General features: G+C 71.0%; 12 protein-coding genes. 2 read left to right on the top strand and 10 right to left on the bottom strand.

Annotated elements, in window-relative coordinates; all coding sequences use genetic code 11:
• Positions 1-52: 52 nt before the first annotated feature.
• Positions 53-343 (top strand): hypothetical protein, encoded by a 291-nt coding sequence (locus AXZ95_RS16700; RefSeq protein WP_018191651.1) that lies wholly within the window; start codon positions 53-55, stop codon positions 341-343.
• A 21-nt stretch (positions 344-364) separates the two neighbouring features.
• On the opposite strand, the gene AXZ95_RS16705 is transcribed toward AXZ95_RS16700, so the two are convergent.
• From AXZ95_RS16705 to AXZ95_RS16740, 8 genes are all read right to left on the bottom strand, one after another.
• A complete protein-coding gene (locus tag AXZ95_RS16705) occupies positions 365-853 on the bottom strand; it encodes a glutathione peroxidase (protein ID WP_018191650.1) in 489 nt (162 codons plus the stop codon).
• Between the two features lie 94 nt (positions 854-947).
• Positions 948-2,333, bottom strand: coding sequence for an L-serine ammonia-lyase (locus AXZ95_RS16710; RefSeq protein ID WP_018191649.1), 1,386 nt, complete (start codon positions 2,331-2,333; stop codon positions 948-950).
• A 269-nt stretch (positions 2,334-2,602) separates the two neighbouring features.
• Positions 2,603-3,421 (bottom strand): ABC transporter permease, encoded by an 819-nt coding sequence (locus tag AXZ95_RS16715; RefSeq protein WP_018191648.1) that lies wholly within the window; start codon positions 3,419-3,421, stop codon positions 2,603-2,605.
• On the bottom strand, positions 3,418-4,419 hold the full coding sequence (locus tag AXZ95_RS16720; protein WP_018191647.1) for a daunorubicin resistance protein DrrA family ABC transporter ATP-binding protein: 1,002 nt from the start codon (positions 4,417-4,419) through the stop codon (positions 3,418-3,420). Before AXZ95_RS16720 ends, AXZ95_RS16715 begins: the two co-directional genes overlap by 4 nt.
• A gap of 144 nt (positions 4,420-4,563) precedes the next feature.
• Complete coding sequence (locus AXZ95_RS16725; RefSeq protein ID WP_018191646.1) at positions 4,564-5,073, bottom strand: Clp protease N-terminal domain-containing protein; 510 nt, start codon at positions 5,071-5,073, stop codon at positions 4,564-4,566.
• Positions 5,066-5,308 carry a helix-turn-helix domain-containing protein gene (locus tag AXZ95_RS16730; protein WP_018191645.1) on the bottom strand — a complete coding sequence of 81 codons (243 nt, stop codon included), beginning with the start codon at positions 5,306-5,308 and terminating at the stop codon, positions 5,066-5,068. The genes AXZ95_RS16725 and AXZ95_RS16730 overlap by 8 nt, the downstream gene beginning before the upstream one ends.
• Positions 5,309-5,472: 164 nt before the next feature.
• Positions 5,473-8,796, bottom strand: coding sequence for a BTAD domain-containing putative transcriptional regulator (locus tag AXZ95_RS16735; RefSeq protein WP_018191644.1), 3,324 nt, complete (start codon positions 8,794-8,796; stop codon positions 5,473-5,475).
• Positions 8,797-8,839: 43 nt separating this feature from the next.
• On the bottom strand, positions 8,840-16,921 hold the full coding sequence (locus AXZ95_RS16740) for a choice-of-anchor D domain-containing protein (RefSeq protein ID WP_018191643.1): 8,082 nt from the start codon (positions 16,919-16,921) through the stop codon (positions 8,840-8,842).
• 152 nt (positions 16,922-17,073) lie between these two features.
• Here AXZ95_RS16740 and AXZ95_RS16745 point away from each other — a divergent pair, with 152 nt between their 5' ends.
• Complete coding sequence (locus AXZ95_RS16745; protein WP_018191642.1) at positions 17,074-17,655, top strand: class I SAM-dependent methyltransferase; 582 nt, start codon at positions 17,074-17,076, stop codon at positions 17,653-17,655.
• 95 nt (positions 17,656-17,750) lie between these two features.
• Here the strand turns inward: AXZ95_RS16745 and AXZ95_RS16750 are convergent, their stop codons facing one another.
• Positions 17,751-18,353, bottom strand: a complete 603-nt coding sequence (locus AXZ95_RS16750) for a CoA-binding protein (protein WP_018191641.1) — start codon at positions 18,351-18,353, stop codon at positions 17,751-17,753.
• Positions 18,350-19,651 carry an O-acetylhomoserine aminocarboxypropyltransferase/cysteine synthase family protein gene (locus AXZ95_RS16755; protein WP_018191640.1) on the bottom strand — a complete coding sequence of 434 codons (1,302 nt, stop codon included), beginning with the start codon at positions 19,649-19,651 and terminating at the stop codon, positions 18,350-18,352. Before AXZ95_RS16755 ends, AXZ95_RS16750 begins: the two co-directional genes overlap by 4 nt.
• Positions 19,652-19,688: the final 37 nt, after the last annotated feature.

The raw sequence follows: 19,688 nt of genomic DNA on the forward strand, positions 1-19,688 counted from the left end.
GGGTACGCCTGCTCGATCGATTCCGCCTCCGCGACGCGCGTAGGCTCAGCGGGTGCCCTCCTTCCGCGTGATCGTCGCCGTCGGCCGTCTTCGCCCGGGAGTGGACCCGCGCTCCGTGGAACCGGCGGCCGCAGACGCCGCCCGCGAGTTCGCCGTCGTCGAGGCGTCGAGCGTGGATGTCGTGGCCGGCGAAGCGCGCATCACCGTCCGGTTCACCGAGGACTCCGCGCAGTCCGCCCTGCGGGTCGCCGAGCACACCGTCGCCGGCCTCCGCTCGGTCGCGGAGACCGGTCCGTGGCGGCTCACCGAACGCGTCGGAGGCCGCTGGTTCCGTCGGGCGTGAGCCTGACCGCCGGTGCGCCGCTCAGGCAGCGGCGGGCAGTGACTCCTCGATCAGCCCGAGGATGGCCGGGTCGTCCGGCTCGGTCTGCGGGCGGAAGCGGTACACGGCGCCGTCGGGCGTGATCACGAACTTCTCGAAGTTCCACTTCACCCGCCCGGCCTTGCCCTCCGCATCCGGCGACTTGGTGAGCTCCTGGTACAGCGGGTGGGCGTTGCGCCCGTTCAGCCGCACCTTCTCCATCATCGGGAACGTGACGCCCCAGGTAGTGGAGCAGTACTCCTTGATGGCGTCGGTGGAGCTCAGCTCCTGGAGGAACTGGTTGCTCGGGAACCCGACGACGGTGAACCCGCGGTCGCCGTAGGTCTCCTGCAGCTTCTCGAGCTTCTCGTACTGCGGAGCGAGCCCGCAGCGAGAGGCGACGTTGACGACGAGGACGACTTTCCCGGCGAATGCCGCGAGGGAGGTCTGCTCGCCGTCGATGGTGTGGAAGGGGATGTCCATCACGGTCATGATCGCAGCGTATGGCCCGTGCCTTCGAACCTGCTCTGAGTCTGCGATTCGGCGCGCCGCATCCGGCGCCACCGCATCCGGCGCCACCGCATCCTCAGCACTCGATGACGTTGACCGCCAGGCCGCCCTCGCTGGTCTCCTTGTACTTGGTCGACATGTCGAGACCGGTCTGCCGCATGGTCTCGATCACGGTGTCGAGCGACACCAGGTGCGAGCCGTCGCCGTGCAGGGCGAGGCGGGCGGCCGACACGGCCGTCGAGGAGGCGATCGCGTTGCGCTCGATGCACGGGATCTGGACGAGGCCGCCGACCGGGTCGCACGTGAGGCCGAGGTGGTGCTCCATCGCGATCTCGGCGGCGTTCTCCACCTGGCGCGGGGATCCGCCGAGCACCGCGCAGAGGGCGCCGGCCGCCATGGCGCACGCCGATCCGACTTCCGCCTGGCAGCCTCCCTCGGCTCCGGAGATGGAGGCGTTGGCTTTGAACAGCGAGCCGATCGCCGTCGCGGTGAGCAGGTACTGCCGGATGCCCTCGGCGGAGGCGCCGGGCACGAACCGCAGGTAGTAGTGGGCGACGGCCGGGACGATGCCGGCCGCGCCGTTCGTCGGCGCGGTGACCACCCGGCCGCCGGACGCGTTCTCCTCGTTCACCGCGAGCGCGAACGCATGAAGCCACTCGAGAGCGGTTGCGCGGCCCGGGTCGTCCTGGACGGACTCCAGGTGCTGTCGCATCTTCGCGGCGCGGCGCCAGACGCCGAGGCCGCCGGGCAGTGTCCCGTCGCCGGAGAGTCCGCGGGCGACGCACTCGGCCATCGCCTCCCAGATGAGGTCGAGGCGTTGGCGCGTCGCGTCCTCCCCGTGCAGTGCGACCTCGTTGCGGCGGGCGACTTCGCAGATCGGGATCGACTCCCGGTCGCAGATCGCGATCAGCTCCTCGGCGGTGTCGTACGGGAGCGGATGCGCCTTGCGTGCCGCGAGGTCGGCCTCCTCGCCGTCGCGGCGGATGAATCCGCCGCCGATGGAGTAGTAGGTCTCTTCGAGCAGGGGGAGCGGTGACCGCTCTCCGTTCTCGTCGCGGCCCCAGGCTCGCAGGGTCAGGGCGTTGGGGTGGCCGGGTAGGCGCGTGCGCGGTTCGAAGGCGATGTCGTCCTTCGACAGCGGGATGCTGCGGCGGCCGGCGAGCTGGAGCGTCGCGCCGGGGGTGAGATCCGCCCAGGCGCCGCGGACGTCCTCCGGGCGGCAGGTCTCGGGCTGCAGCCCGCGGAGTCCGGCGATGACCGCGTCCGGTGTCCCGTGGCCGATGCCGGTGGAGCCGAGCGAGCCGTAGAGAGCGCAGGTGACCTGGTCGACGCGGTCGAGCATCCCTGCGTCGTCGAGCCGCGAGGCGAACGCGGCGGCCGCTCGGAGGGGTCCGACGGTGTGCGAACTCGACGGGCCGATGCCGATCGAGAACAGGTCGAAGGCCGAGACGTACGCTGTCACTTCTCCAGTGTATGTCGCTGTCCGCGCGGCTTTCCCGCGTTCCCGCGCGCATCCGCGCACGATCCGTGCGCGAGCCGCGACGCCCGCGCGGTGGACTCGATCGCGCCGAGGCTCACGATTTGCGCCAAATCGCGGTTTTCGGGCGGCGTTAACCGAGATTTGGGGCAAATCGTGGTTTTCGGGCGGCTAGGGCGGCGGGGACGGGGAAGCGGCCGCCGCATCCCTCCGCAGGATGCGACGGCCGCCATTCACGGGACCGGGTGTCGGCGTCAGGCCTTCCGCATGTAGGCGCGGACCGTCAGCGGGGCGAACACCGCGACGATCACGGCGGCGCCCGCGAGGGCGATCCAGCCGTCGGCGCCGAAGGTGCCGCTGTTGGCGAGGTCGCGGACCGCGGTGACCAGGTGCGACACCGGGTTGATGTTCACGAACCACTCCAGCCAGCTCGGGAGTGTGCTGGGCGACACGAAGGCGTTCGAGAAGAACGTCAGCGGGAACAGCACCAGGAACGAGATGCCCTGCACCGAGCCGGCGGTCCGGGCGATCACCCCGAAGAAGGCGAAGATCCAGCTGATCGCCCACGCGCAGGCGATGACGAGCAGGCCGCCGAGCGCCGCATAGCCGACCCCGGCTCCGGGCTTGTAGCCCATCGCGAACCCGACGATGAACGTGACCGCCGTGGCGATCGTGTACCGCAGGGTGTCCGCGAGCAGGGCGCCCGAGAGCGGGGCGATGCGCGCGATCGGGAGCGACTTGAAGCGGTCGAACACGCCCTTGTCCATGTCCTCGCGGAGCTGGACGCCGGTGACCACGGAGGCCGTGATCACCGTCTGGACGAGGATGCCCGGGATCAGCTGCGGCAGGTACGCCTGGACGCTGCCCGCGAGGGCGCCGCCGAACAGGAACGCGAACATGACGGTGAAGATCACCGGCTGGAGCGTCACATCCATCAGCTGCTCCGGCGTCCGCTTGATCTTGAGCAGGCCGCGGTGCGCCATGGTGACGGTGTTGGCGAGCGTCTGGCTCAGGCTCACGTGGTTCTTCAGCCGCCGCTCGGACGGCGGGGTGATGGTGGTCAGGGCGGTCATGCGGAGACCTTCTCTCCTTCTTCGGCGGACGCCTCGTCCGCCTTCTCGTCTTCGACGCCGTGGCCGGTGAGGGTGAGGAACACCTCGTCGAGCGTCGGCTTCTGCACGGACATCTCCGACAGGTGGATGCCCGCCTCGCGGAACGTGATGAACAGGTCGGTGACCGCGTCCGCGTTGCGCATGGGAGCGGTGATGCGGGAGCCCTCGGGCGACACCACCGCATCCACCCCGAGCACCGTCTGGATGGCACGGCGGGCGTCTTCGATGTCGGCCGGGTCGCTGATGCGCAGCTGCAGCGACGACTCTCCGACAGAGGCCTTGAGCTCGTCGGCGGTGCCCTCTGCGACGACGCGGCCCCGGTCGATGACCGCGATGCGGTCGGCCAGCTGGTCGGCCTCGTCCAGGTACTGCGTGGTGAGCAGCACGGTGGATCCGGTGGCGACCAGGCGGCGGATGGTGTCCCACATCTGGGCGCGGGTGCGCGGGTCGAGCCCGGTGGTCGGCTCGTCGAGGAAGATGAGCGGCGGCTGCGCGATCAGGCTGGCCGCGAGGTCGAGGCGCCGGCGCATGCCGCCGGAGAACTTCTTCAGCGGGCGCTTCGCCGCCTCCGTCAGCCCGAACTCCTCGAGCAGCTCGGCCGTCTTCTGCTTGGCCTCCCGCCCGCTCAGGCCGAGCAGGCGCGAGAAGATGATGAGGTTCTCGTTGGCCGACAGGGTCTCGTCGACCGAGGCGAACTGCGCGGTGACGCCGATCAGCTGGCGGACGACCTGCTGCTCCTTGCGGATGTCGTGGCCGAAGATGAAGGCCTCACCGGCATCCGGCTTCAGCAGGGTGGCGAGCATGGAGATGGTGGTGGTCTTGCCGGCCCCGTTCGGGCCGAGGACGCCGTAGACGGCGCCGGCGCGAACGGTGAGGTCGACGCCGTCGACCGCGCGGTTGTCGCCGAAGACCTTGACGAGCCCGTGGGCTTCGACGGCCCACTCGGAGCTTCGAGTCATGGTGTTCCTTTCCTGGTTGGAATGGTGATGCTCCGATAGTGCGCGGGCGCGCTTGCATCGCCCTCACGTGCCGCTTACAGCGCGGGCGAGGGGATGTAAGAGCGCGTGAGCGCGTGTCAGGATGCGGTGCGAGCGGCGCTGAGGTCAGGCCGCGCGGCGTGCCGACGCGAGGAGTCCCTGCCGGTCGATGTCGGCGAGAGCGAGGGCGCGTGGCACGGTGCCGAGCTCGAGGCTGAGGAGGGCGGCGAGAAGGTCGAGCTCGCCCGACCGCTGCCGCCGGTTGGCGGCGGCGACCCGGTGGGCGCGGACGAGTGCCTCTCGGGCGGAGGCGCCCCAGCGGGGGCGGACGACGCGCGGCGACGCCGACAGGCGTTCGGCCGGCGGCGGGGTGACACCGGCGACGCGCAGGCTGGCGGCCCGCTCGTCGGCCAGCGCTGCGTCGAGGCCCTTCGGGTCGAGGCCGGCGGCGGCGAGGACGGTGCGCACCGGCTCGCTTCCCTCGCGGGACAGCGCGAGCAGCAGGTGTTCGGCTTCGACCGTGGACGAGCTGCGCTGCTGCGCCTCGGCGACCGAGCGGATGATCACCGGACGCAACGCGCGCGACAGCGGCTGGCCGGGCACGTTCTGGGTGGAGCCGGGAGCGATCTCAGACATTGCGTCTCCTCAATTCGACGCCGGCCGCGGCGACACGGCGCAGGTGCTTCTTGTGGACCGCCTGCCGCGTGATGCCGAGAGCGTCGGCGATCTGGGTCCAGCTCCAGCCTTCGCGGAGCGCGCGCTCGACCTCGGCGTCTTCGAGGCGGTCGGCGAGTTCACGGAGGGCGACCACCGCGGCGAGGCCGTCGGCGACGCCTCCGACCGGGTCGGGGAACGGTGCTTTCGGAGTCATGGAAGCAACTATAGTTGCTTATCCGACTTTGTCAACCAAAGTTGCTCATCCACGAACGAGTGGGTCGCAACACGCCGTTATGGCGCGCGCATAACGGCGTGTTGCGACCCACGGAGGGCGTGGGAAGGGGCGGACGGGACGGGAGGGAAGGACGCGGGGCCGGGTCAGGGGCGCACGTCGGAGAGCAGCGCAAGCCCGCGCACGACGGCCTCGGCGGGCGGGACGGCCGCCACGGACGCGGCGGCGGCCCGCAGGCGCTCGCGCCCCCACGTCTCCGCGATCCGGTCCGCGAGCACGTCCTGGTGCAGGCTCGCGACGTCCTGCCGGGCGTTCGCCCGGCCGGAGAGTGCGAACAGCGTCAGCCCCGCATCCACCCAGCCGTCGGGATGCCGCTCGGCCGTTCGCGGGTCGAGCATCCACACCGCGAACCCGGACAGGCCGGACCCGGTGACCGGCCGGTCGAGCGACGGCGGGTTGAGGCGGGAGGTGACCAGGATGCGCGTGCGCAGTGCCGCGGCCGCCGCATCCGTCTCCGCGGCGTCGACGACGGTCGGGTCCGCGGCGAGCACGCGCAGCCGCACGACCAGCGCCGCCGCCCCCAGCACGATCGTCCACGGGTTCAGGATGCGCTCGCCGGTGGTGGGCGCGCCGCCGAACGCGGCGAGCGCCTCGTCGTAGAGCCGCAACGCCTCGGGCAGGTCGCCCTCCGCCACCGCGATCTCCGCCATCCCGGCGTAGCCGATCGCGTAGTAGTCGGCGTAGTCGAAGCCGGTGCGGTCGATCTCGACGGCGAGGTACCGCTCCAGCAGGGTGCGGCCGCGAGCGGTCTCGCCGTTCGCGATGGCGTTCATCGCGATCAGCCAGTCGAGCTGGCGGAGGTCGCCGTCGGCCTGCAGCTGCGACATCTGGTCGTGGGCGCGCTGTGCCCACTCCAGAGCCTCGGCGGGATGCGCGAGCTGGCTGTGGCACTGCGCAATGGCCTGGGCGGCGGACGCCAGCGACCAGGCGTCCCCGGCGGCCTGGGCGGCCTCCCACCCGCGCGTTGCGCGCTCGAGCGCCTGATCCAGCTCGCCGGAGTTCTCGTGCAGCTGCGCGAGCAGCAGGTTGCCGATGGCCGCGCGCTCGGGATCGTCCGAGTCGGCGTAGGTGCGCAGCAGATCCAGGCCGGTGTCGGCCCGGCCGGCGTGCAGGACGAGCGCGGCGAGTGCATCCAGCCGGGAGTCGGCGAACGGCTGTCGTCGACGGAGCCTGCGCAGCCGAGAGATCGCCCGGGCGGAGGTGCGCAGATCGACGAACAGGAAGGTGCCGCCCACGATGGTGTAGGTCGCGGCGACCGCCTCCCGGAGCTCGCCCTCCGGCTCCCACCCCTGCAGCAGGTCCATGATCGCCGAGCCGAAGCCGAGCACCTCCGAGTGCGCACTGCGGAGCGACCAGTAGTAGGCGAGCGTGGCGAAGACCACCGCGGCGGTGTCGCGCCGTCCGCCGTCGATCGCCGAGCGCAGCACGGTGACGAGATTGTCCTGCTCCGCGGTCACGCGCTGGAAGGTCGGCACCTGCTGCGGGCCGTGCATCAGCGACAGCGTCTCGCGGCAGAACGCCACGGCCCACGCGTCCATCCCGACGAGCACGGCGTCCTCCTCGCGGGCGCCGACCAGCTCGTGGTCGCCGAATTCGCGGACGGTCTCCAGCATCCGGTAGCGGAGGAGTCCGGTGCTGCGGTCCTCGGTCACGGTCACCAGCGACTGCGCGACGAGCGCGTCCAGATCGTCCAGCACGGTCACGGCGCCGGAGCCGGCGACGGCCTCCGCGGCCTCGGCGCTGAAGCCGTCGGGGAAGCGCGACAGCCGCCGCAGCAGCGCCTGCTCCGACGTGCTGAGGAGGTTCCAGCTCCACTCGATGACGGCGAACAGGGTGCGGTGCCGCTCCGGGGCGGTGCGCTCGCCGCCGGTGAGCAGGGCGAAACGGTTGCCGAGACGCCGCTCGATCTCATCCACCGACAGCGATCGGGTGCGCGCGGCGGCGAGCTCGATGGCGAGCGGGAGGCCGTCGAGCCGGTCGCAGAGCCGGGCGACGACGTCGAGGGGCAGCACGGCTCCGGGTCGTGCGGCGCGGGCGCGCTCGACGAACAGGGCGACGGCCGGGCCGTAGGCGTCAGCGGGCGACGAGCTGGATGCGGCCGGGGCACCCGACGCGTGCGCCGCGTCCCCGTCGGTGCTCTTGAGCGAGTCGAGCGGATACACGCGTTCGGCCCCGATCGCGAGCGGAGCGCGGCTGGTCGCCAGCACGCGGACGTTGGTGGTGGAGTCGAGGATGTCCTGCACGTACGCTGCCGCCGCATCCACGATGTGCTCGCAGTTGTCGACGATGAGCAGGGTCTCGCGTTCGGAGAGCAGGCCGAGGATGCGCGAGCGCAGGTCGAGCTGCGAGCCGGGGTCGGCCGCCCGCGTCGCACGGGCCTCGCGGATGCCGAGGGTCGACGCGAACGCGAGCTCCACATCCTCGCCCGACCGGACGCTCGCCAGCTCGACCACGATGACGGCCGGGGTGTGCACGGCGCGATTGCCGACCTCCTGCGCCAGACGGGTCTTGCCGAGGCCGCCGGCGCCGAGGATGGTCGTCAGCCGGGAAGTGGCGATGAGGTCTTCGACGGCTTGAAGGTCGTACTCGCGGCCGACCAGCGCGTTAGGCGCGGTGCGGAGCCCGATCCGGACGCGGCGCGGAGTGCTGGGCCGCTCGTCCTCGTCGGCGGCGAGCAGTTCCGCGTTGAGGGCGACGAGTTCGGGGCCGGGGCGGGTGCCGAGCCGGTCGAGGAGCGCCTCCTTCAGCTCGGCGAACGCCAGCAGCGCCTCGCTGCGCCGTCCGGCGTCGGCGAGCGCCCGCAGCTGCTCCAGCCGCAGTGTCTCGTCGAGCGGGCGGCTCTCGAGGAGCGGTCGCAGGTCGTCGAGGGCGGAGGTCGGATCGCCGGCCGCACGCCGGGCGCGGGCGCGCAGGAGCAGCAGCTCGTCGCGGAGGGAGGCGGCCGTGCGCTGCAGTTCGTCGGCGAGCGGCGAGCTGCCCAGCTCGGCACCCGGTTCGCCGCGCCACAATCGGAGCGCACGCGTCGTCTCGGCGATCGCGGAGGCGGTGTCGCCCGAGCGCAGGGCGGCGGTGGCGCGGTCGAGGCAGTGACGGGCGAGCCCGAGGTCGGTCTGCTCGGGCGCGACCGCGAGCGTATAGCCGCTCGGCGTGGACTCCAGCAGACCGTCGGCGCTGGTCGTCCGCACGCGCGAGACGAGGGTCTGCAGCGCCGCGCGCTCCTGCCGGGGCGGGGCGTCATCCCAGAGGTCCTCGACGAGGGACGGGACCGTCGCGACGCCGCGAGCGAGCACCAGGGCCACGATCAGGCTCTTGCCGAGCACACCGGCGGGCTCTGCCAGCGCGCCGGCACGGTCCTCCACCAGCACCGGGCCGAGCACGGCGACGCGAGGGGGCGGGGGCGCGGACTGCACCCGCCGATCTTAGCCAGTGCGGACGACGCTCGGTGGGATGCGCTCAGCCGGTCACGATGGGGAGGTGCGCGATCGCGCGCACGGGCAGGGCCAGGGTGGACTCCGGCGAACCGACGCGGACTCCGTCCGGCCCGATTCCGGTCGCGACCGCGGTGTCGCTGATCGACGTCGCGAGCATCATGTCCGCGGCGGTGACGGTGTAGGTGGCGGTGCACGTCATCCGCTCTCCCGGTGCGAGGACGGCGGCCGGACAGGAGACGGGCGAGAGGTTCGCCTGGTCGGAGGGGGCGGCGACGGTGTCGGTGACGACGATCCCGTCGAGGGTGACGTTTCCGGTGTTCTGGACGGCGAACTGGAAGACGACCTGCTGCGCGGCCATGGTCACGGCTCCGGTCTCGGTGGTCTTGTCGACGGTCAGGCCGGGTGCCGGGGTCGCGGCCAGGGTGACGGTGGACGGCGGCGACGTGATGGGCGACGGCGTGGGGTCGGTCGGCGTGGCCGGAGGGGTGCCGGTCGCGGTGGCGGTATCGGTGACCGAGCCGTTGTCCAGGTCCGCCTGCGTGACCGTGTAGGTGGCGGTGCACGTCATCGTCTGGGCGGGCGCGAGCGTGCCCTGCGGGCAGTCGACGGCCGACAGGTTCGCGGGATCGGAGGGAGCTGCGACCTGGTCGGCCACCGTCACGGCGGTCAGCGTGCTGGTGCCGCTGTTCGTGACGAGGAACTCGTATGGCACGACCTGGCCGACCTGACTCACAACCACGGTCGTGGACGACTTGGTCACGGTGAGCGACGACGTCGCCGGCGACGGGATGCTGAGGGTGCTCTCGGGGGAGGCGGTGCGCGGCGGCGTCGGATCGGCCGGGGTCGCGGGCGGCAGCCCGGACGCGGTGGCGCGGTCGGTGATGCTGCCATGGTCGACGTCCGCCTGGGTGACGGTATACGTGGCGGTGCACGTGACCTGGCCGCCGGGCGCGAGGAGACCGGGCGGGCAGGTCACGGCCGAGAGGCTGCTCTGGCTGGCCGGGGACTCCTGGATGTCGTCCACTTGGATGCCGCTCAGCGTCACGTTTCCGGTGTTCGTCACCAGGAACGCGTACGGCACCACCTGGCCGACCTGCGTCACTGCGGTCGTGGTGGACGACTTCGCCACTGTCAGCGCCGGAGCCTGCGTGACGGCGATCGTGAGCGTGTCGACGGGTGAGCCGACCGTCGGCGGGTTCGGATCGGACGGAGTCGCGGGAGGGGTGCCCGACGCCGTCGCGCTGTCCGCGACCGCACCGCTGTCGACATCCGCCTGCGTCACCGTGTACGTCGCGGTGCAGGTCGTCGTCGCGGTCGGCGCGAGCGTGGTCACCGGACACGAGACAGCGGAAAGGTTCGCCGGGTCGGAGGGCGCCGCGACTTGGTCGTCGACGGTGATGCCGGTGAGGGTGACGTTTCCGGTGTTGGTCACGAGGAAGGCGAACGGCACGACCTGCCCGACCTGCGTGATCGCCGGCGTGGTGGACGATTTGGCCACGGTGAGCGCGGGCTGGTCGGCCACAGCGATCGTCACAGACGAGATCGGCGAGCTGACCGTCGGCGGGTTGGGATCAGTCGGCGTGGCGGGCGGCGCCCCCGTCGCCGTGGCCGTGTCGCTGACCGAGCCGCTGTCCACATCCGCTTGGGCCACGGTGTAGGTGGCGGTGCAGGTCATCGTCGCGGCCGGCGCCAGCGCCGTCTGCGGGCAGGTGACCGCCGACAGGTTGGCGGGATCGGAGGGCGCGGCGACCTGGTCGTCCACGACGATCCCCGACAGGGTGACTGTTCCGGTGTTCGTGACGAGGAACTCATACGGCACCTGCTGCCCGGCCTGCGCGACCGCGGTGGTCGTGGAGCTCTTCACGACGGTGATCCCGGTGACCCGGTCCGCGTCGATGGTGACGGTGGAGACGGGCGAGACGACGGCGGGCGGGTTCGGGTCGCCGGGGGTCGCGGGTGGCAGACCGGACGCGGTGGCGCTGTCGACGACGGATCCGTTGTCCACGTCCGCCTGCGTCACCGTGTAGGTCGCCGTGCAGATCGTCGTGGCCTGCGGTGCGAGCGCGGTCTGCGGGCAGCTGATCGCGGAGAGGTTCGCCGGAGAGGATGGGGCGGCGACCTGGTCGTCGATGGCGATCCCCGAGAGCGTCACGTTTCCGGTGTTCGTCACCAGGAACGCGTACGGCACCACCTGCCCGGGCTGCGTGACGGTCGCCGTGGGCGAAGACTTGGTCACGGTGATCGCGGGTGCGGGAGCGGCCGAGACGGTGAGCGTCGTCTGCGGCGACGTGATCCGGGGAGGGTTCGGGTTCTGCGGTGTGGTCGGCGGCTGTCCGGAGGCGGTCGCCTGGTCGGTGATGGCGCCGTTGTCGACGTCCGCCTGGGTGACGGTGTACGTCGCGGTGCAGGTGATCCGGGCGCCCGGCGCGATCGGACCCGTCGGGCAGGTCACCGGCGAGAGGTTGGCCTGGGTCGCCGGCGCCACCTGCACATCCTCGACCGTCACGTCCGCCAGGGTCTCGTTGCCGGTGTTCTCGACCAGGAACTCGTACTGGATCTGCTGGCCCGCCGCCGTCGGCGGGTTCGCCGTCTGCGGGGAGGACTTCACCACGGTCAGCGCCGGGTCGGAGGCGACGAGCAGGGTCACCTGCGATCCGGTCGAGACGACCGGCCCGGGGGTCGGGTCGCCGGGACTCGGGGCGGGCCGGCCCGATGCGATCGCGGTGTCGTGCACCTGGCCGCTGTCCACATCCGCTTGGGTGGTGGTGTAGCTCGCCGTGCACGTCGTGGAGGCTCCCGGCGCCAGCACCGTGACGGGACAGACCACCGGGGTCAGGTTCGCGGGGTCCGACGGCGCGGTGACCGTGTCGGTGACCTGGATGTCGGAGATCGACAGGTTGCCGGTGTTGGTGACCAGGAACGTGTACGGGATGGTCTCGCCTGCGCGCGTCACCTCGGGTGCGGGCGAGGACTTCAGGATGGTCAGCTCGGCCTGGTAGTTGACCGGGAGGGAGACGGTCGAGGGGCCGGAGGTCGTGGGCGCCGGGTTCGGGTTTCCCGGGGTGGCCGGTTGGATGCCGCTCGCAGTGGCGGTGTCGTTCACGGTGCCGTGGTCGATGTCCGCCTGGGTGACCGTGTACGTCGCGGTGCAGGTCACCGTCCCGGCGGGCGGAACCGTCGTCGTCGGGCAGGTCACGGCGGTCAGGCCGCCGGGGAGGGAGGGCGGCGCGACCGTGTCGGTCACGGCCACGTTCGCGAGAGTCACGTTGCCCGTGTTGGTGACCAGGAACCGGTACGGGATCTGCTGTCCGGCGCGCACCACGGCGGTCGTCGTCGACGACTTCACCAGGGTGATGGCCGGCGCGGCGACCGTGGGGATGCTCAGCGCATCCTCGCCCGAGTGGATGGGCAGCCCGGCCGGTGTCGTCCCGTGCGCGGTCGCCGAGTCGTTCACCGACCCGTTGTTGAGGTCCGCCTCGGTGGTCGTGTACGTGGCCGTACAGGTCGCCGTGGCGTTGGGTGCCAACGGAGTGGTCGGGCAGGTCACCGCGCTGAGGTTGGACTGCGCCGACGGCGAGGCGACCACATCCGTCACCGACAGCGCGGTGATGGTCTGGGTGCCGGTGTTGGTGACCAGGAACTGGTACGGAACCTGCTGACCGACCTGCGTGATCGTGGTGGTGGTGGAGCGCTTGTCGATCGTCAGGCTGTTGTCGACCGGGTCGACCAGCACCACGAACGTCGACGGCGACGACTGCACGACCGTGCCACCCGGGTCGCGCCCGGTCGCCACGGCCGAGTCGTCGATCCGTCCGTGGTCGAAATCGGGCTGGGTCGTCGTATAGGTGGCCGTGCACGTCATCGACGCACCGGCCGCGAGAGTCGTGGACGGACAGGTGACGGACGACAGGTTCGACTGCGACGCCGGCGGCGCCTGCGTGTCGGTCACCCGTACCTCGGTGAGGGTGACCGCGGAGTTGTTGGTCACCTCGAAGCTGTACGGGATCTGCTCGTTCAGGGTGCTGACGCCCTGTGACGACGAGGACTTCACGATGGAGATCGCCGGCGGTGTGGAGGGCGCCGGGATGCTGAGGGCGTCGGGCGTCGACCGCACGGCGACGCCGCCCGGCGTCGTTCCGGTGGCGACCGCGAAGTCGGCGACCGAGCCGTTGGCGACGTCGGCCTGGCTCACGGTGTAGGTGGCGGTACAGGTCTGCGACTGGCCGGGTTCGAGCGACGGGTACGGGCAGGCGATCGGCGAGAGGCTGCCCTGCTGCGCGGGCGGCAGCTGCACATCTTCCACATCGACGCCGTCGATGCGGACATTTCCGGTGTTCGTGATGAGGAAGCGATAAGTGAGGGTCTGGCCGACCGCGGTGATCACCGAGGTGCTGGACGACTTCGCGACCGTCAGCTCGGGGGACTGCTGCGCCGGGATGGCGAGCTCGGACGGCTCGGACGGCGGCAGCGGCAGGCCGTTCGCGTCGGTGCCCTCCGCCACGGCCGAGTCGTCGACCGCGCCGTTCGCGATGTCGGCGGCGGTCGCGGTGTAGGTGCCGTGGCAGAGCGTGGAGGCGCCCGGCGCGAGCGTGACGTCGTCGCAGACGATCGCGGACATCCCCGCCTGGCTCGACGGGAAGATCTGCGTGTCGTCCACCCGCACGTTCGAGACCGGTGTCGTGCGGATGTTCGTCACCAGGAACTCGTACGGCACCTGCTGGCCGATGGCGGTGATGAGCGTGGTGGTCGACGACTTCTCGATGGTGAGCGCCGGGTTGGCGGTGATGCGGAGCCGGGTCTCGGGCGCATCCACCGGGTTCCCGGTCGGGTCGGTCGCGCGCGCGGTCGCGGTGTCGGCGACGAGGCCGTGGTCGAGGTCCGCCTGCGTGACCGTGTACGTGCCGGTGCAGTCGACGGTGTCGCCCGGTGCGAGCGCACCCGGCGGACACGTCACGGCGCTCATGTTCGCCGGGGTGGCCGGCGGCATCTGGGTGTCGGTGACGGTGACGTCGGTCACGTCCACGTTTCCCGTGTTGCGGACGGTGAAGACGTACGGCACCTCCTGGCCGAGCGCCGTGATCCGGGTCACGGTCGACGTCTTGGTCACGGTGATGGCGGGCGATTGGATGGCCGGGATGATCGTGCTCGACCGCGCGGTCGTGTAGGTGTTGCTGGCCACATCCACTCCGGTCGCTGTCGCGAAGTCGCTGAGCCATCCGTTCGTGATATCGGCCGCGGTCACCGAATAGGTGGCCGAGCAGACCGCCACCTGACTGGGCGCGAGGGTGGTGCGGTCGCAGGTGATGAGCGACAGCCGGCTCTGCGTGGCCGGCGCGACCTGGGTGTCCTGGATGGTGATGTTCCGGTACGTGGTCGACGAGTTGTTGGTGACGGTGAACGTGTACCGCACCGGTTGACCGACGGCGTTGAAGGAGTTGGTCGACGAGGCCTTGACCATGGTCAGGGCCGCGGGCGTCGCGTTGACCGATGCGGCCGACTGCGGGGAGGTGACGGTGGCCCCCGCCGGGTTCCGGCCGGATGCGGTCGCGAAGTCGTTCACCGACCCGTTGCCGAGGTCGGCCGCCGTCACCTGGTACGTCCCTGTGCACGACATCGACGCGCCGGGGTTGACGGTGGTCTGCGGGCACGAGACCGCCGACATGTTCGCCTGTGAGGCGGGCGGCACCTGCGTATCGGCGACCGCCACGTTGGTGAGCACCTGGTTTCCGGTGTTCGTGACGAGGAACGCGTACGGGACCAGCTGGCCAACGGCCGACACCGAGGTCGCGGTGGTGGATTTCACGATCGTCAGTGCGGAGACGGGGGAGAACAGCTCGACGCGCGACGGCGAGGAGAGCACCGGGTTGCCGACGGGATCGGTCCCGGACGCGCGGGCGTGGTCGGCGACGACCCCGGCGTTCACATCGGCGGACGTGACGCGGTATGACGCCGTGCACGTGGTCGACGCACCCGGCGCCAGCGTCGTCTGCGGGCAGCTCGGGGTGGTCAGGTTGGCCGGCAACGACGGCGCCTCGACGGTGTCGGTGACGACCACGTTGTTGACGACGACGGTGGAGTTGTTGGTCACCAGGAAGGTGTAGGGGATGACCTGGCCGATCGCCGTCACCGCGGCCGTCGTCGTCGCCTTCCGGATGGTCAGCGAACCGGGCAGCTGGGTCGGGATGGACAGGTCGGACGGCGCGGAGGTCACCGCGGTCCCACCCTCCGGGGTGCCGGAGGCCGTCGCCGAGTCCGCGAGCGTGCCGTTCTGCAGGTCCGCGAGGGTCGCGGTGTACGTGCCGGTGCACGACTGTGACTCGCCCGGCGCGAGAGCCGGGTTCGGACAGGTGATGGCCGACAGGTTCGCGGACGACGCCGGAGGGGTGGGGGTGTCGGTCACGGAGACGCCGAACAGGGTCACGTTTCCGGTGTTCGTCACGAGGAATCGGTACGGGATCTGCTGGCCGACCGAGCTCGCCAGCGTGGTCGTCGTCGACTTGACCACCGAGATCGCCGGGCGGGCGCTCGTGATGGTGAGGGTGGCCGGCGGCGCGGTGACGGTCGCCCCGCCCGGGTCGAGACCGCTCGCGGTCGCGGTGTCGTGCACGGAGCCGTTGTCGAGGTCCGCCTGCGTCACGGTGTAGCGCGCGGTGCAGGTGGTGGATGCCTGCGGCGCCAGAGTCTGCGTCTCGCAGAGGATCGCGGAGAGGTTCGCCTGCGAAGCGGGCGGGGTCTGCGCATCCACCACCGAGATGCCGTGCAGGGTCACCTGCGACCGGTTCGTGACCACGAACTTGTACGTCACCACCTGCCCGACCCGCGTGATCGCGGTCGTGGACGACGCCTTGGTCACGAGCAGGGAGGCAGGCGGTGTCACCGTCAGCGGCGTGTCGGCCGGCGGGTTCAGCCCGTCGAGCCCGGCCGTCCCCTCGGGGAAGTTGCCCGGACCGTTCGTGTAGGTGCCCGGCACCGTCGCGGTCACCTGCACGGTCACGGTGCAGGCGTTCTGGCCCTGGGTCAGGGTGCCGTTCGCGACGACGACCGAAGTCGATCCGGCCGCGGCCGTGACGGTTCCGCTGGAGCAGGTCGTCGCGTTCACCCCGGTGGCCGTCACACCGGCAGGCAGGTCGTCGTGGAAGGACCAGCCGTTCTTCGCCGCGAGCTCGGAGGTGTTGGTGATCGTGAAGGTCAGCGTCGAGGTCTGGCCGGAGGCGATGGTCGCCGGGCTGAACGCCTTGTCCAGCTGCGGGGTGACGTCCAGGATCTGGGGGAGGTCGAACGCGCCGTCGTTGCCGGCGACCACCGCGCTCTGGTTCTCGAGCTGCATGCCGACGGTCGGCGTCCCCGTGCTCGGCACTTTGATCGCCGCCGAGGTGAGGCCGGCGACCATGGTGGGTCCGAAGGGTCCCGAGCCGTACTGGACGGCGCCGGGGTAGTTGCAGGGATCGAGCTGCGACGCCAGCACGTTCTTGACCCCGTTGATGAACAGCGACAGCGTCTCGGCCGGGTTCCCGGAGCTGTTCGCGACGCAGTTGGTCGCGGCGACGATCGACGTCACCTGGTAGAAGTGGCCGGGAACCGCGGGGATGGCCGTGTTCGTCCTCAACTGGATGCCCGGGACGGTGCCGCTCGCGGTGTACGCCGTGACCGCCTGGTTCTGGGCCGCTGCCGCCGTCGAGTAGCCCTGGTATTGACCCATCGCGTTGGCGAGGATCTGCACGCCCGAGATCGGGCATCCCGAGTTCCAGCCGGGCGGCGCCGGGGTCGTCGAGCCGTTCACGATGTAGCCGTTGCAGTACAGGCCGTCCGCCCAGCGCGGGTCGGCGTAGTACGTCTCGGAGTTCGCGCCCGACACGCCGGGGACGTACGTGCTGCCGGGCGTGCCCTGGTACGACGTGATCTTGATCGCGGTGGATGCGGCGTTCTGGCCGGAGAAGTCCTCGGTGAACAGGGCGGTCGGCGGTTGCGGAGTGCCCGGAGTGCCCGCGGTCGTCGCTGCGGCGCGAGGCGCCGGGATGCCGACGCTGATGCCGGCCACCGTCAGGCCCAGGATGGCGACGGCGGCCACGATCGCTCGTCGGACGCTCGGTTTCCGCTGACGCATGTGAACTTCCTTCCGGCGCTCCGCCCCCGACCGAAGCTGCGAGAGAGCGCCGGTGGCCGCCTGCCTGACAAGTTAGGGCGGCGCCGGGTGACTCGAAAGACAGCTGCGTGTGGCTGGCCCGGCCGTGCCGCGCTCCGCGTAGGCTCGGCGACATGGCGTTCGACTGGTCGCAGTTCTACGGGAAGCAGGGCGGACGCGGCGTGCGGCCGACCTTCCAGAGCGCCCTCGCCGCGTGGGACGGAGAGCCGGGCGACGCGGTCGATCTCGGCTGCGGCGACGGCGTCGAGACGCGTCATCTGGCCGAGCACGGGTGGCGGGTGCTGGCGGTGGATGCGGACCCTGGGGTCGAGGAACGCGTGCGCTCGGGACTGTCAGGGGAGGCATCCGAGCGGGTGGAGGTGCGGCGCGCGTCGTTCGAGACGCTGGGGGAGCTGCCGCCCGCGGATCTCGTCTATGCCGGCTTCGCGCTGCCGTTCTGCGACGAGTCGCACTTCCCGTACCTGTGGGCCGACATCCGCGAGGCCCTGCGGCCCGGCGGGGTGTTCGCGGGGGAGCTGTTCGGCCCGCACGACGAGTGGGCCGGCCGGTCAGGGATGAGCTTCCACGACCGATCCCAGGTGGAGGGGATGCTCGCTGGGATGGATGTGGTGCAGCTGGTGGAGGACGACCGCCGTGGCATGTCCTTCGAGGGCCCGAAGCACTGGCACGTCTTCCACATCGTGGCGCGCGCCTGAGATGTCGCGCCTCTCAGCTCACAGCTCCTGAGTTTTTCGCGCTCTGACCATCCATTCGTGCGAAAAACTCAGGAGCTGTTCGTGAGGGGAGGGGTCTAGCGGAGCGTTTTGCGCGCGGTGATCTGGCCGGTGTCGAAGCCGAGCAGGTGCAGTCCGCCGTGGAAGCGGGCGTGCTCGATCTTCATGCAGCGGTCCATGACGACCGTCAGCCCCTTGGACTCGCCGTACTCGGCGGCCTCCTGGTTCCAGATCCCCAGCTGCACCCACACGGTCGGAGCGCCGATCGCGAGCGCCTCATCGATGACGGCGGGGATGTCGGCGGGCTTGCGGAACACATCCACGATGTCCGGCACCTCGGGCAGCGACGCGAGGTCGGGGTAGGCCTTCTGGCCCAGGATGGTGTCGGCGTTCGGGTTGACGAAGTACAGCCGGTAGTCGCTCGACTGCTGCAGGTACGTGCCGACGAAGTAGGAGGAGCGGGCCGGGTTGGGCGACGCGCCGACGATCGCGACGGACTTCGCGCCACGCAGGATCTTCAGGCGCTCCTTGGCGTCCGGCCCCACCCAGGTGCGCTGCGACTTCAGCAGCTTGGCGAGCGGGGAGTCGGACGGCAGCGCGCAGCTCAGCCCGTTCGCGAGCTGGACCTCGGTCGTGGACTCCGCGGTGGACTCGGTGGTGGGTTCGGTGGCAGTCGTCATGCTGCGTTCGCCTCCTCGACGGCGATCGTGAGCGCCTGATCGAGATCGTAGATGATGTCGTCGACATCTTCGATCCCGACGCTGATGCGCACGACGCCGGGCAGCACACCCGCGTCGAGCAGCTGCTGCTCGGTCAACTGCGCGTGGGTGGTCGACGCGGGATGGATGACCAGCGTCTTCGCATCGCCGATGTTGGCGAGGTGGCTGGCGAGGTTCACCGACTCGATGAACTTCTGGCCCACCTCTCGGCCGCCCTTCACGACGAAGCTGAACACGCTGCCCGGCCCCTTCGGCAGGTACTTGAGCGCACGCTCGTGGTGCGGGTGCTCGGGCAGTCCGGCCCAGAACACCTTCTCGATGCGCGGGTCGGCGTCCAGCCATTCGGCCACCGCCCGGGCGTTGTCGACGTGCGCCTGGATGCGGTACGGCAGCGTCTCGACGCCCTGCGCCAGCAGGAAGGCCGAGTGCGGTGCGAGCACCGGGCCGATGTCGCGCAATTGCTCCGCGCGCAGCCGGGTAAGGAAGGCGTACTCGCCGAAGTTGCCCGACCATTGCAGCCCGCCGTACGAGGGCACCGGCTCGCCGAAGAGCGGGAACTTCGAGGAGTGCCAGTCGAAGCGCCCGCTCTCGACCACCACACCGCCGAGGGTCGTGCCGTGGCCGCCGAGGAACTTGGTGGCCGAGTGGATGACGATGTCGGCTCCCCACTCGAACGGCCGGTTGAGGTACGGGGTCGCGATCGTGGAGTCGATGGCGAGCGGGATGCCCGCCGCGTGGGCGACCTCCGCCAGACCTTCGATGTCCGCGATCTCGCCGGACGGATTGGCGATGGTCTCGGCGAAGACGAGCTTCGTACGGTCCGTGATCGCGGCGGCGTAGTCCGCCGGATCGGCGCTCTGCACGAAGGTCGTCTCGACGCCGAAGCGCCGGAGGGTCACATCCAGCTGGGTGATCGATCCGCCGTAGAGGTTCGCGGACGCGACGATGTGGTCGCCCGCGCCGACCAGCGACGCGAAGGTGATGTACTGCGCGCTGAGGCCGGAGGCCGTCGCCACGGCGCCCAGGCCGCCTTCGAGGCTGGCGACCCGCTCTTCGAACGAGGCCACGGTCGGGTTGGCGAGACGCGAGTAGATGTTGCCGTACTTCTGCAGGGCGAAGCGCGCCGCGGCATCCGCCGTGTCGTCGAACACGAACGCGCTGGTCTGGTAGATCGGCAGCGCGCGCGCTCCCGTCACCGGGTCGGGGATGTTGCCCGCGTGGATCGCCCGCGTGCGGAAACCGTATTCGCGATCTGCCATGGCCTCACGCTACCCGACGCCGCCGACGCTCTCCGGC

The sequence above is a fragment of the Leifsonia sp. 115AMFTsu3.1 genome, assembly GCF_004362795.1.
Lineage (GTDB): Bacteria > Actinomycetota > Actinomycetes > Actinomycetales > Microbacteriaceae > Leifsonia.